This is a genomic window from Micromonospora sp. NPDC005197, assembly GCF_040608295.1.
Lineage (GTDB): Bacteria > Actinomycetota > Actinomycetes > Mycobacteriales > Micromonosporaceae > Micromonospora.
Genome location: NZ_JBEXHY010000033.1, coordinates 1 through 16,996, shown reverse-complemented (window position 1 = coordinate 16,996; position 16,996 = coordinate 1). Strand labels below are relative to the sequence as shown.

General features: G+C 70.2%; 15 protein-coding genes. 10 read left to right on the top strand and 5 right to left on the bottom strand.

Features of this window, described 5'->3' with window-relative positions:
- The 5 genes from ABZU46_RS14140 to ABZU46_RS14120 all read right to left on the bottom strand — a co-directional run bounded on the left by ABZU46_RS14140 (position 1) and on the right by ABZU46_RS14120 (position 6,143).
- The gene (locus ABZU46_RS14140; RefSeq protein WP_354857511.1) at positions 1-663 is read right to left on the bottom strand and encodes a response regulator transcription factor; all 663 of its coding nucleotides are present in this window, start codon (positions 661-663) and stop codon (positions 1-3) included.
- Positions 660-1,799: a sensor histidine kinase gene (locus ABZU46_RS14135; RefSeq protein ID WP_354857510.1), complete on the bottom strand. Its 1,140-nt coding sequence runs from the start codon at positions 1,797-1,799 to the stop codon at positions 660-662. Before ABZU46_RS14135 ends, ABZU46_RS14140 begins: the two co-directional genes overlap by 4 nt.
- Positions 1,800-2,056: 257 nt before the next feature.
- The gene (locus tag ABZU46_RS14130; protein WP_354857508.1) at positions 2,057-3,535 is read right to left on the bottom strand and encodes a mannitol dehydrogenase family protein; all 1,479 of its coding nucleotides are present in this window, start codon (positions 3,533-3,535) and stop codon (positions 2,057-2,059) included.
- Positions 3,532-4,944: a glucuronate isomerase gene (gene uxaC, locus ABZU46_RS14125; protein WP_354857506.1), complete on the bottom strand. Its 1,413-nt coding sequence runs from the start codon at positions 4,942-4,944 to the stop codon at positions 3,532-3,534. Before uxaC ends, ABZU46_RS14130 begins: the two co-directional genes overlap by 4 nt.
- A 38-nt stretch (positions 4,945-4,982) precedes the next feature.
- The gene (locus tag ABZU46_RS14120; RefSeq protein WP_354857505.1) at positions 4,983-6,143 is read right to left on the bottom strand and encodes a Xaa-Pro peptidase family protein; all 1,161 of its coding nucleotides are present in this window, start codon (positions 6,141-6,143) and stop codon (positions 4,983-4,985) included.
- A gap of 605 nt (positions 6,144-6,748) precedes the next feature.
- On the opposite strand from ABZU46_RS14120, the gene ABZU46_RS14115 reads away from it, so the two are divergent.
- From ABZU46_RS14115 to ABZU46_RS14070, 10 genes are all read left to right on the top strand, one after another.
- Positions 6,749-8,278, top strand: a complete 1,530-nt coding sequence (locus ABZU46_RS14115; RefSeq protein ID WP_354857503.1) for a sugar ABC transporter ATP-binding protein — start codon at positions 6,749-6,751, stop codon at positions 8,276-8,278.
- The gene (locus ABZU46_RS14110; protein WP_354857500.1) at positions 8,275-9,339 is read left to right on the top strand and encodes an ABC transporter permease; all 1,065 of its coding nucleotides are present in this window, start codon (positions 8,275-8,277) and stop codon (positions 9,337-9,339) included. The genes ABZU46_RS14115 and ABZU46_RS14110 overlap by 4 nt, the downstream gene beginning before the upstream one ends.
- Positions 9,340-9,352: 13 nt before the next feature.
- Positions 9,353-10,384, top strand: coding sequence for an ABC transporter permease (locus ABZU46_RS14105; protein ID WP_354857498.1), 1,032 nt, complete (start codon positions 9,353-9,355; stop codon positions 10,382-10,384).
- Between the two features lie 40 nt (positions 10,385-10,424).
- Entirely contained in the window at positions 10,425-11,585 is a 1,161-nt protein-coding gene (locus ABZU46_RS14100; protein ID WP_354857497.1) for a sugar ABC transporter substrate-binding protein, read from the top strand.
- A gap of 9 nt (positions 11,586-11,594) precedes the next feature.
- Entirely contained in the window at positions 11,595-12,638 is a 1,044-nt protein-coding gene (locus ABZU46_RS14095) for an NAD(P)-dependent alcohol dehydrogenase (RefSeq protein WP_354857496.1), read from the top strand.
- A 77-nt stretch (positions 12,639-12,715) separates the two neighbouring features.
- Positions 12,716-13,603, top strand: a complete 888-nt coding sequence (locus tag ABZU46_RS14090; protein ID WP_354857494.1) for an SMP-30/gluconolactonase/LRE family protein — start codon at positions 12,716-12,718, stop codon at positions 13,601-13,603.
- 29 nt (positions 13,604-13,632) lie between these two features.
- Entirely contained in the window at positions 13,633-13,923 is a 291-nt protein-coding gene (locus ABZU46_RS14085; RefSeq protein WP_354857492.1) for a putative quinol monooxygenase, read from the top strand.
- 45 nt (positions 13,924-13,968) lie between these two features.
- Complete coding sequence (locus ABZU46_RS14080; protein ID WP_354857490.1) at positions 13,969-14,973, top strand: LacI family DNA-binding transcriptional regulator; 1,005 nt, start codon at positions 13,969-13,971, stop codon at positions 14,971-14,973.
- Positions 14,974-15,182: 209 nt separating this feature from the next.
- A complete protein-coding gene (manD, locus tag ABZU46_RS14075) occupies positions 15,183-16,412 on the top strand; it encodes a D-mannonate dehydratase ManD (RefSeq protein ID WP_354857487.1) in 1,230 nt (409 codons plus the stop codon).
- Positions 16,402-16,965: a gluconokinase gene (locus tag ABZU46_RS14070; protein ID WP_354857485.1), complete on the top strand. Its 564-nt coding sequence runs from the start codon at positions 16,402-16,404 to the stop codon at positions 16,963-16,965. The genes manD and ABZU46_RS14070 overlap by 11 nt, the downstream gene beginning before the upstream one ends.
- Positions 16,966-16,996: the final 31 nt, after the last annotated feature.

The window sequence follows — 16,996 nt, the reverse complement described above, 5'->3', positions numbered from 1 at the left end:
TCAGAAGCGCCTCCGGCCGCGGTTGGTCTCGTACGCCCACATCGCCACCTCGACCCGGTTACGCACACCCAGCTTGGTCATCAGGCTGGTGACGTGCGACTTGACGGTGCTCAACGTGATGTACAGCTCGTCGGCGATCTCCTGGTTGGTGCGTCCCCGCGCGACGGCGACCAGGACCTGTTCCTCCCGGTCGGTGAGCGCCTCGACGGGCTGCTGGCGCGGCGCGGCCGGATCCGCGTCGGCGAACGCCTTCAGCAGCCGCGTGGTGACGCTCGGCGCGATCAGCGCATCCCCGTTGGCGGCGGCGTGCACGGCCTGGCTGAGCAGGTCGGGACCGGCCTCCTTGAGCAGGAAGCCGCGGGCGCCGGCCCGCAGCGCCGCGTACACGTACTCGTCGAGGTCGAAGGTCGTGATGACGACCACCGCGAGCGGCTCCGGGACCGTCGGCCCGGCGAGCGCCCGGGTCGCCTCGATGCCGTCCATGCCCGGCATCCGGATGTCGAACAGACACACGTCGGGGCGGAGCCGACGGGCGAGCTCGACGGCCTGCCGGCCGTCGCCGGCCCCACCGACGACCTCGATGCCGGGTTGGGTGTTCAGGATGATGGTGAGGCCGGTGCGGACGATCTCCTGGTCGTCCGCCACCAGCACGCGAACCGTCACGCGCCGACCCCCTCGCGCGGAAGCACGGCCGTGACGGTCCACCCACGGTCGGGGTTGGGGCCGGCCTCGCAGGTGCCGCCGAGCAGGTCGGCGCGCTCCATCATGCCCACCAGGCCGAAGCCGGGCGAGCCGGTCGGGCGGGCGGCACCGGCCTCGCCGTCGTCGCTGACCCGCAGCCGCACTGACGTGTCGTCGGCCGCGACGCTGACCTCGATGCGGGTGGCGTGGCGCGCGTGGCGACGGGCGTTGGTGACCGACTCCTGGGCCAGCCGGTACAGCGCGGAGCCGACCGTGGGTGGCAGGTCGCCGAGGTCGCCGCGCAGATCCACGTCGACGGTCGGCCCGGTGCGGAACTGGCCGGCGAGCCGTTCGATGTCGGCGACCTGCGGGTTGGGCCCCAGGTCGGCGGGCTGATCGCGGCGCAGGACGCGGACCATGGCGCGCATCTCGGCAAGCGCACGGGACGCCTCGGCCTCGATGGTGTGCAGCGCCTCGACTGCGGCACCCGGCTGGCTCGCCGAGGCGGCGATGCCGGCCTGGGCGCGGATCGCCATCGCGGACACGTGGTGGGCCACCGTGTCGTGCAGGTCCCGGGCGAGCCGTTCCCGCTCCAACAGCTTCACCTGATCGAGCTCGCGCAGTCGGGCGGCGGCGCGGAAGCGGATCGCGGCACCCAGCGTGGCGGCGGCGAACATCACCGCGAAGCCGGCGACCAGTTCGCCGCCGTCGATCGAGCCGACCAGGCCGGCGGCGATCACCTTGGCCACCACGAAGAACGAACCGAGCACGGCGTCCCGGCCGGAGCCCCAGCGGAACAGCGCGTAGGTCAGCAGGACCAGGAAGCTCGCCGTGAACAGCTGGCAGGGATCACCGGGCAGCACGTACGGGGCGACCGTCGTGCAGCCGAACGCGATCACCACCATCGGCAGCGGCCTGGTCCGCCGCCACAGGATCGTGGGCAGCAGCGCGAGCGCGACGACGACGCAGCCCACCCGCCACGGCAGATCGGGCCGGAGGATTCCTTCCACCACGATCGCCGGAGCGAGGACCACGATCAACGCCCAGTCGCGCCAGACCCGGGTCGGGGTGGGGGAGACACGCGGCTCGGCCAACACCGCGTGCAGGCGAGAGTGCATGGGTTTCATCGTACGAAGGGTGGTGCGACTCCAGATCGTCCCAAAGTACGACCGGGTGGGCGCGGTTGTTGGTCGACGGTTCGATTACGGGAGCTGGAGTTTGGCGCGGACGGCCGCGGCATCCGGGTGGTCGAGGGCCGTGAGGATGTCCAGTGCCCGCTGCCAGTCGGCCCCGCCGGAGGTGGGGCCGCCGAGCGCGTGTCGGGTGTCGCCGAGCCGGCTGAGGGTGTCCGTACCGCTGCTGCGGTAGGCCCGGGCTACGCCAGCAGCCCTGCCGCCGCCGAGACGCCACGCAACCGGAGGGTGTCGAGTGCCGTCGCGACATCGTCGAGGAAATCGTCCTGCAGGACGGCGGGCAGGGGAGCGACGCCCTGCGACCCGTACACGCGCTCGACGAGAGCCCGTGGCTCGCGACCGGCATCGAGCGCTTCGTCGATGCGGGCCGCGTTGGGGTCGTCGAGGACCGTGCCGGGCTGCTCGGCGTAGTGCAGCCACGTCGCCAGCGTGAGCGCCGAGACACGGGCGTCGGCCCCGCCGGCCACGAGATCGCTCGCGGTGGAGCCGACGCGGGTCGGCAGCTTGAGGGAGCCGTCGGCGGCCACCTTGCCGAGCCGGTACGCGATACCGTCGTTGGCGAACCGGCTGACGACGTCGTCGCGGTACGTGGCGAGATCCAGCCCCTCCGGCAGCTCACACAGCGACCGGCCCGCCTCGTCGAGCCAGGCGTCGAGCAGCTGGCAGATCCAGGCCACCCGCATGACCTCGGAGACGGTCTCCCGGCCGTCGAGCAGCCCGACGTAGCTGACCAGGGAGTGGCCGCCGTTGAGAAGCCGCAGCTTGACGTCGCTCCACGGCTGGATGTCCTTGACCAGCCGCACCTCGTCAGCCGGCCACTGCGGGTGGCCGGCGGCGAAGTCGTCCTCGATCACCCACAGGCCGTACCTCTCCGCGGTCACCAGCGCGTCGTCGCGGTAGCCGAGGCGCTGCGTCAGGGCGTGCGCGTCGGCCTCCGTCGTACCCGGCACGATGCGGTCGACAAGCGTGTTCGGGAACCGCACGTGCCGCGACATCCACGACGCGACCTCGGCGGCGCGGTGGGAGCTCCAGCGCTCCAGGAACTGCAGGCACAGGTCGTGCAGCAGCTCGCCGCCCCTCGGTACGTTGTCGCAGCACAGCACGGTGACCCCGGGGTCGCCGCGGTCGGCGCGCCGGGCGAAGCCGCCCACCAGCTGGCCGACGACGCTGCGGTGCGGCCGCGGGTCGGCGAGGTCCTGGGCCACCAACGGTGAGTCGGTGATCAGCGTCCGCGACGAGAGCGCCGCCGCGTACCCCTTCTCCGTCACGGTGGCCGAGATGATGCGTGTGGTCGGCGCCGACAGGGTGGCCAGCAGGGCCTCCGGCTGCGACGCGGCGTGCAGCACCGACGTCACGGATCCCACGACCCGCGCGTCGAGCTGCTCGCCGCCGTTCCGGGTGACCACGGTGAACAGGCAGTCCTGCGGTCGCATCCGGTCCACGACGTCCGTGCTGCGCTGGGTCACCCCGGCGATGCCCCAGCCGGCGTCGGCGACGTCGGTCGCGGCGTCGGTCATCGCGGCCTGGTGCGCGCGGTGGAACGCCCCGATGCCCAGGTGCACGATTCCGGTGGTCAGGCCGGCCGGGTCGTACGCCGGGCGGGCCGCGGTGGTCACGCCGGGCAGCGTCCGTCGGGACAGCCGCGGCAGTGCGGCGTTCACGTCCGGTCCGGGAGGTAGACCTCGCGCGCCTGGTCACGCGTCCAGAGCCGGGCGATCTCGTGTGCCTCGTCGAGATCGAGGCGGTGCTGCGCCACCAGTTCAGCGAGGAAGCCGCAGTCCATCCGCCGGGCCATGTCGTGGCGGGCCGGGATGGAGGTGAAGCAGCGCGCGTCGTCGTTGAAGCCGGCGCCGTTGTAGAAGCCGGCCGTCTCGGTGACGAGATCGCGGTGCCGGCGCATGCCGCCCGGGCTGTCGAAGAACCACCACGGTGCGCCGATGCGCAGCGCCGGGTAGTGCGCCGCCATCGGCGCCAGCTCGCGAGCCAGCGTGGTCTCGTCGAGGGTGAAGACCACGAGGGTGAAGTTCGCGACGTTGCCGTAGGCGTTCAGCAGCTCCTCGAGGCCGTGCACGAAGTTCACCGGGTGCGGGATGTCGGCGCCGATGTCCGGCCCGTGGTCGCGGAACATGGCGCGGTCGTGGTTGCGGGTCGACCCGGGATGCAGCTGCATCACCAGGCCGTCGTCCACACTCATCTGAGCCAGCTCCATGAGCATGTGCGACCGGAACAGCTCGGCCTCGTCCTGGCTCACCGGACCCCGCAGACGTCGGCGGTACAGGTCGCGCACGACGCGGTCGGCGGCGCGGGCGGCGTGCGGGTGCACCGGGCCGTGGTCGGTCGCCGTCGCCCCGAGACGGATGAAGTCCTGCCGCCGGATGCGCAGGGCCTCCAGGTAGCCGTCGAAGGTCGACGTGTCGGTGTCGGCGACCTCGGCGAGCTGCTGCACCGACCGCACCCAGTCCAGCTTTTCCAGGTCGACCACCGCGTCCGGCCGGAAAGTCGGCACGACCGGGCCGTGCCAGTCGCCGTTCTGCAACTTCTCGTGGGCCGTCAGCGGCTGGTGCGGCGCGTCGGTGGTGGCGAGGAACTCCACCCCGAAGCGGCGGAACAGAGCCCGCGGCCGGAACTCAGGCGTGGCCAGCAGGGCGCTGAGATCATCGAATAGCCGGTCGGCGGTGTCCGGGCCGAGGGGAGTGTCCAGGCCGAACACCTCGACCAACTGCTGCTCGATCCACACCCGGGTGGGCGTACCGCGGAACAGGTGCCAGTTGGCGGCGAAGACACGCCACGCCTCGCGCGGCGAGGCGGCCGTGACGCCGGCGGGCCCGGCCAGGCCGAGCTGCGCCGGGGACAGCCCCTGCGACATCAGGATTCGCTGAACGTAGTGGTCCGACTCCACGAACAGCTGGTACGGGTCCTGGAAGGGGCGGTCCTCCGCCAGCACCCACGGGTCGATGTGCGTGTGCGGACAGAACAGGGGCAGTGCGCGGACCGCCTCGTACAGCTCGCGGGCGATCGCCCGTGCACCCTCGCCCGCCGGCAGCAGGCGATCCGGATGGAGCCCGGTCATCACAGTCCTTTCTCGACACCCTCAGCGACTCGGTCGACTCACCAGAAGTTGCGCATGGGGAAGTTGTCCAGCGGTTCCACGCCGTCCTGGGTGACCCGCACGATCCGCTCGGTCCGCAGCCCACCGACCTCGGGAACGTTGATCGTCGCCTTGAGCGTGAAGACCATGTCCTCCTCGAGCACGGTCTCGTTGCCCGGGCCGATCCACGGCAGCTCCTCCTCCGGGTCCATGCCCGTGCCGTGGCCAGTGCCGCGGCCCATGGCCTCGCTGGAGTACGGGGCGTACCCGCGCTCGACCAGTACGGCCTGCATGACCTTGTTGAGCTCGTCGGCGGTGATGCCGGCCCGGGCGGTCTCCAGCCCCACCTCGACGGCGTCGGCGGCGGTGTCGATGATGTCGCGCTGCTGGCGGGTCACGGACCCGTAGGCGAAGCCACGGCCGCCGTCGGCCACGTAGTTGCCGTACCGGGCGCCGATGTCGGTCATCACCATCTCACCGGGGCGCACGACGCGGTTGGTGGGCAGGGCCAGGCTGAACGCGGCGCGCGGACCCGACTGCACCATCGACAGGTACGCGGGGCCGTCGGCGCCGGCCTCGATCATCGCGATGTCGGCCACCCGCGCCATGTCGCGTTCGGACATCGGGCCGTTGTTCTCGAGTGCGGTCCGGATGGCGTCCATGGCGAGGTCGGTGATGCGGGCGGCCTCGCGGAGCTGGCCGAGCTCCCACGCCGACTTGCGCGCCTTCTCCAGGGCCACCGCCGAGGTGGGTCCCAGTGGCGCGCCTCCGAGCGCCGCCGCGCAGCGCTCGTGCAGGTGCGCCGGGATCAGGCCGTGGCCGGCCAGGCCGACCGGCCCGGCGCCCTGGGCCGCCAGCAGGTCCGTGAAGGTCTGCTCGAGCGACCCGAAGGTCTCCACCCGGAACGTCGACACCTCACGCGCGTAGTCCAGCGTCCCGTCCCCGACGAGCAGCACCGGCTCGCCGTCGAGCGGCAGCACGAGCAGCGCCAGGGCGATGTCGTGCACCCCGTCGACGGGGCGGAAGTCGGTGAAGTAACGGACGTTGGCCGACCGCCAGCAGTCGCCATAGGACAGGACCGCGCCGAGCCCCTCGGCGGCCGCCCGCCGGCGCACGCGGGCGATGCGGCGCTCGATCTCCTCCAGCGGGATGGCGGTGGGCGGGGCGGGAACGGCGGTCATGAGCGGGGCTCCTTCGGCATTCCGGTGGACGTGGCGTCGTGCCATGCCGGCACCGGCGGTGCGCGGACGGCGGGCTGTGTGAAGTGGCGGTACGCGGCCGGCGAGACCCGAGCGCGGGATGGTGGACGCCTCGGCACTGCCGACCGGTGAGATCAGTGGAGATAACGTTTACCAAGCCGGCGTCGCTGTCAAGCCCCGAACCTTCTTCGCCGTTGCGTGTCGTGTCTCGTCCCGGCTCCCGGAAACGCCATGTCTTCGCGCGAAACCCCAGCTCAGAGTCCCATATGACGGTCTGGCCGGACGCCGTCAGGAAGTCGGGTGGGGGTCCTGCCCCCGGGTGGCAGAGTCGCTCAGGCGGCTGAGAAATCGATTCCTGAAGTGATTGACACGACAGTCGTACACGTCTAACGTCTCGCGGCACGACCCCGTGCGAGACAACGAGACCGGCCGTCACCACGGTCCGATCCCGGGGTCAGAGCGCGCGCCGGCAGTTCGGCGCGTCCCAATTCCTTCGGCAAAGGCGAAATGTCATGTCGGACAGTTCCACGGCTCCTCGCCGGTCACCCAGTGACGACGACGGCGCCCTCGTTCAGGTGCGCGACGCCGTGAAACGTTATCCCGGGGTCGTGGCGCTCGCCGGGGTCAGCGTGACGCTGCGTCGCGGCGAAATCCACGCACTGTTGGGTGAGAACGGCGCCGGCAAGTCGACACTCATCAGGTTGCTGTCGGGCATCACCACGCCCGACTCCGGCGAGATCCTCCTCGACGGTGCGCCGGTGGCCCTGCGCAAGCCGCGCGACGCCCAGCAACTCGGGATCACCACGATCCACCAGGAGCTGTCGCTGGCCCCGGACCTGACGGTGCTCGAGAACATCTTCCTCGGCCGCGAGCTGCGCAGCCGCCGATTCGGCCTGCGCCTTCTCGACGAGCGCGCGATGCTGGGCAAGGTCCGCGACCTGGCGGTCGAGTTCGGACTGACGCCGGACGACCTCGACTGCCGGGTCGCCTCGCTGGGAGCTCTCAAGCAGCACGTCGTGGAGATCCTCAAGGCGCTTGCCTTCGACTCGCGCCTGGTCATCCTCGACGAGCCCACCTCGGGCCTCGCCGACCACGAGCGGGAGAGCCTGTTCGGCCACATGCGTGCCCTGCGCGACCGCGGCATCGCCGTGCTGTGGGTGACGCACCGGCTCGACGAGCTCTACGGCCTGGCCGACACCATCACGGTGCTGCGCGATGGCACCCACGTGGCGACCCTCGACGACGTGAGCGCGGCGACGCCCGACGAGCTGGTGCGACTCATGGTCGGCAACAAAGCGGAGACGGTCGGCGCGCTGGCCACCGGCAGCGTCGCGAGGGACACCCGGTGGCAGGGGGACCGCAGCGAGGTTCTCCGCCTGACCGGAATCACCCGGCTGCCACTGACCGACATCGACCTGACGCTGCGGCGTGGGGAGGTACTCGGCATCGCCGGTATCGCCGGGGCAGGCCGCACCGAGCTGGCGCGGGTCATCCTCGGCGCGGACCGCCTCGACTCCGGCGAGATCGCGGTCAACGGGCTGGTGACCCGGATCCGTAACCCGCGCCAGGCGTACCGCCTCGGCATCGCGCTCGTACCCGAGGACCGCAAGACGACGGCGATCCTGCCCGACTTCACGATCTCGAAGAACATCACCATCGCCGATCTGCGGCGCGTCGCGCGCGCCGGCGTGGTGCTCGACCGCCGTCGCGAGAACGCCGTCGCGACCGGCTTCGTCAAGGACCTCGGCGTGCGTACGCCGGGCGTCCACCAGAAGATCCGCAATCTCAGCGGCGGCAACCAACAGAAGGTCATCGTCGCCCGCTGCCTGTTCACCCAGCCGTCCGTGCTGATCTTCGACGAGCCCACGCAGGGCATCGACGTGGCGGCGAAAGCAGAGGTCTACCGGCTGATCCACGACTTCGTCGACAACGGGGGCGCCGCCATCGTCATCTCGTCGGAGTTGCCCGAGCTGCTTCGGGTCAGCGACCGGATCGCCGTGATGCGCGAAGGCAGGCTCGTCGGCGAGGTGGAGTGCGGCGGCGACAGCACCACCGAGATGGACGACCGTAGAGCGGAGAAGATCATGGCTCTCGCAGTGCGCGGCGGTGTCGCATGAACCTGGCTCGGCGCGTCGCCCGGCTGCTCGCCGTCGACGGCGCAGCAGTGGTGCTCGCATTCATCATCATGGTGGCCTTCTTCTCGGTGAAGTCCGACGTCTTCCTGACCGGGGAGAACCTGCGCAACCTCCTCGTCGAGGCGGTGTTCGTCGTCCTCATCACGGCCGGCATGACCTATGTGCTGCTCGTCGGCGGGATCGACCTGTCGGTCGGCGCCACACTGGGACTGTCCGGCGGCGTCACGTACTTCAGCCTCCTGCACGGCGTTCCCGTCGTGCTGGCCGTGGCGATCGGCATCCTGTTCGGCGCCTTCGTCGGCGCCGTCAACGGCCTGATCATCAGCGGCCTCGGCGTCAACGCCTTCATCGTCACGCTGGCGATGATGAGCATCGAGTTCGGCGTGCTCGCGGTCCTCACCGCCAAGGTGACGCTGGCCGGAGCCAACTCCTCGACGTTCTCCTCGATCGCCGGGGAAAGCGTTCTCGGGATCCCGATCCCGGTCGTGATCTGCGCGGTCATCGTGCTCGCCTTCGAATTGATGCTCATCAAGACGCCGTTCGGCCGCGGGGTCTACGCGGCCGGCATGAGCCCACGGGCCGCGCACCTGGCCGGTGTGTCGGTCAACCGGGTGCGGTTCCTGGTGTACGTGCTGTCGGGCGCGGCCGCCGGCCTGGCTGGCGTGGTCCAGGCGTCCCGGCTGAACTCCGTGCAGGCCGGCCTCGGATCGGGGTACGAGCTGACGACCATCGCCGCCGCCGTCCTGGGCGGTATCAGCCTCGCCGGTGGCCGGGGCACGGTCTGGCGGGGCGTCATCGGCGCGCTGTTCCTGGCGACGCTCAGCCGCGGGCTGCAGCTGCTCGGTGTCGACCCGCTGTGGTTCACGATCGTCACCGGCGCCAGCATCATCCTCGCGATCGCGTTCGACCGTGGCGTCCAGCGCGTCGCCGCCGGCTGGCTGACGCTCAAGTCGCCGGCCGCCACCCCGCCGGAGCGGCGCGACGACGACGGGATCGCCGGCACCCGGTCACCGAGTCCCTCCGCCCTCTCTTCCGTCGATTGAGATGACTCCTGCCATGAGTACATCCGGGTCCATCCCGTCGGTCCGGCGTCTCGCCTCCGCCGCACTGGCGAAGCCGAGCACCGGTGTCATCGTCCTGTTGCTCGGCATCTGCGTCTTCATGGCGTTCACCGAGCCGGTGTTCCTGACGTTCAACAACTGGTCCAACGTGTTCAACCAGTCGGTCTACGTGCTGATCCTGGCGATCGGCATGACCGTCGTGCTCATCACCGGTGGCATCGACCTCTCGGTCGGCGCGGTGCTGGGCCTGTCCGCCGGGGTGATGGCCGACCAGATCAACACCGGGCGGCCGTTCATCGCGGCGTTCATCCTGGCCCTCGCCGCCGGCGCGGTCCTCGGGCTGTTCAACGGCGTGCTCATCACCCGGATCGGCCTGCCGGACTTCGTCGCCACGCTGGCCACCATGGGCATCGCCAGCGGCCTGCTGTACCTGTGGACCAGCGGCTTCCCGTTCACCGACTACATGCTGGACGTGTACTACACGCTCGCCGGGCGTGAACGGTACCTGGGCTTCGTCACCGTCCCCCTGATGCTGTCGCTGCTGATGGTCGCGGTAGTCGCCTTCGTCATGCGGCGTACCTCGTTCGGCCGGCACGCCTACGCCGTCGGCAGCAATGCCGACGCGGCCCGGTTGTCGGGCATCAACGTCAACCGCGTACGCGTCACCGCGTACGTCATCAGCGGCGTGCTCGCGGCGCTGGCCGGTGTGCTCCTGGCCGGGCGCACCACCACTGTCGCCCCCAACATGGGCCTCGGCTACGAGGTCCAGGCCATCGCGGCGGCCGTCATCGGCGGGGCCGCGCTGTCCGGCGGACGTGGCCGGGTGGGTGGTGCCGTCCTCGGCGCGCTCGTCCTCACGGTCGCCAACAACGTGATCAACATTGCCGGCGTCAGTGCCGAATGGCAGCAGATCGTGCTCGGTTCGATCCTGTTGCTGGCCGTCACTCTCGACCGGGTCGGCACCCTCGGCTACGAGCGATCCCTGGCCCGCGCCCGCCGGCAGGCGGTCGTCGCCGCGGACGCCTGACGTCGCTCTCCCAACCCACCACCTTTCTCGGAGGCCTGCAATGAGTGACGCCCGCAACGACAACCTGCCGTCCCTACCGTCGCGTCGAAACTTCCTCAGAGGTGTCAGCCTGATCGGCGGTGCCGCGGTCGGCGGCAGCCTGCTCGCCGCGTGCTCGAGCAAGGAGGTCGACAACAGCCCGACCGGCGGCGGAGGCGGCAACGGGGGCAGCCCGATCAGCCAGAAGTACGACGACGCGGTTCGGAAGATCGTCAACGGTCGCACGATCCAGATCGGCTACACGGTCCCGGTGCTGTCCGAGTACTTCAACGAGATCCAGGGCGCCGCCTGGCGCAAGATGGCCGAGTACGAGGAGCGGTTCGGCGTCAAGTGGAAGTGGGAGCGGTCGGCGCCCACCGCCAACTACAAGTCGGTCGAGCAGCACGTGGGCATCGTGCAGAACTGGGCCACCCGTAAGTTCGACGCCATCTTCATCTGCACCTCGGCCAACTTCGCCACCATGCAGGGCGTCTACCAGCGGGCCGCCGAGCAGGGCACGATGGTGATCGAGTACAACATGCCGATCGAGCTCTACCCGGCCGACCAGCTGCGGACCGCCGCGACGGTGGGTTACCAGAACGAGACCCAGTCGGGTTACCTCGCCGGCAAGTACATCGGTGACAAGCTGAACGGCAAGGGCCGGGTACTGGCGCTGTTCGGCCCCGCGGGGTCCGACTACAGCAAGATGCGCGGCGACGGCCTGAAGCGGGCGTTCGCCGAGTACCCCGACGTGAAGCTGGTCGCCCAGGCCGACGGCGGCTACGTGCGGGACAAGGGCTTCGCGGTCGCGCAGGACCTGCTGGCCGCCAACAAGGACATCAACGCCATCTACGGCGAGAACGAGGACATGGCGCTGGGCGCCTCGCAGGCCATCGACCAGGCCGGCCTCAAGCACTGGGACGGCAAGGAAGGCATCCTCACGATCGGCGCAGACGGCCTGGTGTCGGGCTGCGAGAAGATCCGTGAGGGCAAGCTGACCGCGTCGGTCGACGTGGGCCCGGTCGACAACGGACTGCGCCTGGTCGAGACGATGTTCAACCGCGTCGTGCTCGGCAAAAACATCGACAAGGTGACCTACGTCGGCACGCAGATCATCGACAAGAGCAACGTCGACGCGCCGCAGGCCTACCTCCAGTGGGCCCTGGACGCCAAGAAGTACTAAGGAGAACCAGTGAAGGCCGCACGACTGCACGCCTACCACCAGCCGTTGGTCATCGAGGAGGTCCCCGACCCCGAGATCACGGGCCCCTTCGACATCATCGTGCGTACCGGCGCCGCCGGCCTGTGCCGGACCGACCTGCACATCCAGTGGGGCGAGTTCGAGAAGGAGCACGCCGACGCGGGGCTGGACCTGCCCTACATCCCCGGCCACGAGAGCGCCGGCTGGATCGAGGCGGTGGGGGAGGGCGTCAAGCACCTCGCCGTCGGCGACGCGGTGATCCTGCACCCCTTCGTCACCTGCGGCGTCTGCGCCGGCTGCCGGGCCGGCGACGACATGCGCTGTGAGAACGCCGTGTTCCCCGGCCTCTACACCGACGGCGGGTTCGCGCAGAAGATCAAGACCGGCGCGCGCGCCGCGCTCAAGATCGCTGACAACCTGCACCCGGTGGACGTGGCCCCGGTCGCGTGCGGTGGCGTCACCGCCTACCACGCGGTGAAGCGCGCCGCGAAGCTGCTCGTGCCGGGTACCCAGGTCGTGGTGATCGGCGCGGGCGGCCTCGGGCACGTGGGCATCCAGTGCCTCACCGCGATGACCCCCGCCGAGATCATCGTCGTGGACAAGAACGCGGCGGCGCTCGAACTCGCCAAGAGTTGGGGGGCCGAGCACACGGTGCTCGTCGACGGCGATCAGGTGGAGGCGGTCAAGGCGCTGACCAAGGGGCGCGGCGCCGACGTCGTGATCGACTACGTCGCGGAGCGCGGTGCCGAGAAGTGGGGCGTGGACATGCTTCGCTCCTTCGGCACGTACTTCGTCGTCGGTTACGGCGGTGAGCTGCAGGTCGATACCAAGCGGATCATCAACAACGAGCTCAACTTCGTCGGCAACCTGATCGGCAACTTCAACGAGCTCGGCGAGTTGCTCGCGCTGATGGCCCAGGGCAAGGTCACGCTGCACACCAAGACCTACCCGCTCGAGCAGATCAACGAGGCGATGGCCGATCTCGAGGGCGGCCGTCTGCAGGGCCGCGGAATCATCGTCCCGAACGAGTCCTGACGTCCCGTGCGACGCGCCCCCTCCGCCGGGAGCGGGGCGCGCCGTGACTGTAAGACCGGCACAGAACGGAGTCGATGATGACCGCTGTCCAGGGTACGGCCGGCCGGCCGGCGCAACTGGTCACGGACGAGCCGCTGAGGCAGCTCACGACCGGTTACCTCTTCACCGAGGGCCCCTCCTGGCACCCGCACGAACAGTCCCTGACGTTCACCGACATCCCGGCCGGCCGCATCTTGCGGCTCGACGCCGCCGGGGACGTCACGGTGGTGCGCGACCCCAGCAACAAGGCCAACGGCACCGCGTACGACCGGCAGGGCCGGCTGGTGGTGTGCGAGCACGCGACCAGCCGACTGGTACGACGCGAGCTCGACGGTTCGTGGACCACCCTGGCCGACCGCTACGACGGCAGGGAGCTCAACAGCCCCAACGACGTCATCGTGGCGAGCGACGGCACCATCTACTTCACCGACCCGCCGTACGGGCGGACCAGCGAGTTCGTCGGGGTGCTGCGCGAGGTTCCGCTCGACGTGTGCGGTGTCTACCGGCTCGTTCCCGACACCGGCGAGCTGACTCTGCTGATCGACGATCTCGACGGCCCGAACGGATTGTGTCTGTCGCTCGACGAGAGCGTGCTCTACGTCAACGACACCGAGCACGGGAACATCCGCCGGTTCCGGCTGCAGGACGGGCGGGGGACCGGCGGAGAGGTGTTCGCCGTCACCAGCGGCCCGGGTGACCCGGTGGTCGACGGTCTCAAGATCGACTCGACGGGCAACGTCTACTGCACCGGCCCCGGCGGCATCCACGTCTACTCGCCGGACGGCGCCCACGTCGGCGTCATCGAGGTGCCCGAGGTCGTCGGCAACTTCGTGTGGGGCGGCGAGGACCTGTGCACCCTCTACATCTGCGCGAGCACCAGCGTCTACAGCGTCCGCACGACAGTGGCCGGTCTCGCCGCGTTCTGACGTTCCTAAACCGACAGGAGAACAAGCTGATGGAACGGTTCGTGTTCGCCCGGGTCGAGGCCAAACCCGGGTCCGTCGACATCCTGCGCGACGCGGCGGTGGCGCTCGTCGAGCCCTGCCGGGCCGAAGAGGGCAACCTCGCGTACAACGTCTTCCAAGGCGCCGACAACCCGCGTGAGATCTGGTTCCACGCGCACTGGCGCGACCAGCGTTGCCTGGACAATCATGGCAGTACTGAGCACGTGGCCGCGTGGTTGAATATCGTCAAGGAGTACGCTGTCGCACCAGTCGACGTACACGTTGCCGTCAAGCAGGCGTAGGGCGAGACGAGAAGGCCAGCGTGGTACGGGGGCCGGTGAGTCGAGATGCGGGAAATAACCATCAAGGACGTCGCCAAGGCGGCGCGCGTCTCCACCGCGACCGTGTCGCGGGTCGTCAACGGGAACACCAGCGTCGACCGGCAGCTCGCCGACCGGGTCGAGAAGGCCATTGAGGAGCTCGGATACCGGCCCAGTGTCCACGCGCGCCGGCTGGTGGCCGGCCGCACGTGGCTCGTCGGGGCCCTCGTGCCGGACCTGTCGAACCCGTTCTTCCCGATCGTGCTCCGGGGGCTCACCTCGGCCGCCGAGGAGGCTGGCTACAGCGTGGTCGTCGCGGAGTCGGGCGAACACGTCGAGCGTGAGATGAAGCTCGCGCTCGGCCTGCTCGCCCAGACCGACGCGCTCGTGCTGTGCTCGCCGCGGATGGACATCGAGCAACTGCACGAGCTGGCGGTGCAGTCGTCGCCGACGGTCTGCGTGAACCGGGCACAGAGCGGCCTCGGGATGCCCTGCGTGACAGTCGACGAGTACGAGGCGGCGCTGTCGCTGGCCGGGCATCTCGCCGGGCTCGGGCACCGGCGTATCGGGTACCTGCAGGGCCCGCCGGGGTCGTGGTCGGACTCGGTCCGGTGGCGCGCGCTGCGGGCCGCCTCGTCGTTCGGGCTCGACGTCGTGCCGTTCCCGTGCGGCCCCGACCTCGAGGCCGGCTACGCCGTCGCCCGGCAGCTCGCCGACAGCGACGTGACCGCGGTGGTGGCGTTCAACGACTACGTCGCCCTCGGCGTGCTGTCGGGCCTGCAGGAACTCGGCGTCAAGGTGCCCGAGGAGCTCTCGATCGCGGGCTTCGACGACATCCCGTTCTCGGCCTACGCCACCCCGCCGATCACGTCGGTCCGGCGCCCCGTCGTCGAGTTGGGCCGGCAGGCGTGGCGTGCGCTCGAAGCGCGGATGCAGGGCCTGCCGGTGAGCGACCCGCCGGTGCTGTCGAGCGAGGTGGTCGTGCGTGCCTCCACCGCAGCCCCTGGCCGCAGGCCCGCTGACGCGCCGTAGCCGCTCGACCTGTTCACCGTTTTGCCTGACCGCCGCGGTGGCGGTCCGGTCCGATCCGTGACCGGGTCGCCGGGGCAGCGCGTCGCCGGCCGGAGCGCCCGCTGCCGGCGTCCGGCCCGGGGCGCAACGAACGTTTTCTCCCGGTGGCTTGCGAGCCGGCAAGCACCATCCTGACGAACCGCCCGAGCATCACCTCAGAAAGGCACCCTGTGAAGATCGTCGCAGCAGACGTCATCGTCTCCAGCCCTGATCGCAACTTCGTGACGCTGAAGATCACCACGGACGAGGGCATCACCGGCCTGGGCGATGGCACGCTCAACGGGCGGGAACTCGCCGTCGCCTCCTACCTGGCCGACCACGTCGTCCCGCTGTTGCTCAACCAGGATGCGCACCGCATCGAGGACACCTGGCAGTTCCTGTACCGCTCGGCGTACTGGCGCCGTGGACCCGTCACCATGGCGGCCATCGCCGCCGTGGACGTGGCGCTGTGGGACATCAAGGCAAAGGCGGCCGGGATGCCCCTCTACCAGCTGCTCGGCGGCGCGTCCCGCACCGGCATCAGGGCGTACGGCCACGCCTCCGGCCGTGACCTGCCGGAGCTGTTCGACTCGATCCGCCGGCATCTCGAGCTCGGCTACAGGTCGATCCGCGTGCAGACCTCGGTTCCGGGTATCAACGCGGTCTACGGCGTCGCCGCGCAGTCCGGTGCGGACAACAAGCGGTACGACTACGAGCCGGCACAGCGCATCCCGCTGCCGGCCGAGGAGGACTGGGACACCCGCGCCTACCTGCGCCACCTTCCCGGCGTCTTCGAGGCGGTCCGCAACGAGTTCGGCCCCGAGCTGCCGCTGCTGCACGACGGCCACCACCGGATGACCCCCATCCAGGCCGCCAAGCTCGGCAAGGCGCTGGAGCCCTACGACCTTTTCTGGCTCGAGGACTGCACCCCGGCCGAGAACCAGGAGGCGCTGCGGCTGGTCCGTCAGCACACCACCACGCCGCTCGCCATCGGCGAGGTCTTCAACACGGTGTGGGACTACCAGACGCTCATCCGGGAGCAGCTGATCGACTACGTCCGCTCCGCGGTCACGCACACCGGCGGCATCACCGCCATGCGCAAGCTGCTCGATTTCGCCGCGCAGTACCAGATCAAGTCCGGCATCCACGGGCCGACCGACATCTCCCCGGTCGGTATGGCTGCCGCCCTGCACCTCGACCTGGCGATCCACAACTTTGGAATCCAGGAGTACATGCAGCACGGCCCGCTGACCAACGAGGTTTTCCGGCAGTCCTTCACGTTCACCGACGGCTACCTCCACCCGGGCGATCAGCCGGGGCTCGGTGTCGAGCTCGACGAGGCCGCGGCCGCCAAGTTCCCCTACGTGCCGGCCTACCTTCCGTTCAACCGGCTCAAGGACGGCACCGTCCATGACTGGTGACGGCGCCGTCGCCGGTCGGCGGGTACCGGCTCCCACCCGACACGTAGTCGTGATGGGTGTGTCGGGCTGCGGCAAGAGCACTGTGGCCCGGGGCATCAGCATCGCCGCGGGCCTGCGGCTGGCCGAGGCGGACGAGTTCCACTCCGAGGCCAGCGTGGCCAAGATGCGGTCCGGCGTCCCGTTGCAGGACGCCGACCGCTGGCCCTGGCTGCGTGCGCTGGCCGCCTGGATGGCCGCCCGGTCCGCTGAGGGAGTCTCGACCGTACTGGCCTGTTCGGCGCTGGAACGGTCCTATCGGGACGTGCTCCGGCAGGGGCCACCGGAGCTGGACTTCGTGCACCTGGACGGGCCCACCGAGGTGATCCGGGAGCGGTTGTCGCAGCGGATCGGGCACTACATGCCGGCCTCCCTGCTGGATTCCCAGCTCGCGACCCTCGAACGGCCCCAGCCGGACGAGCCCTGCCTGGTGCTCGACGTCTCCCTGCCGCCGGACCAGCTCGTCGCGGCGGCCGTGAGCGGGCTCGGCCTGCGCGTTCCAGAGACGTCGCGCTGAGCGGTGCAAACGGCCAAGCGGCGCCGACCCG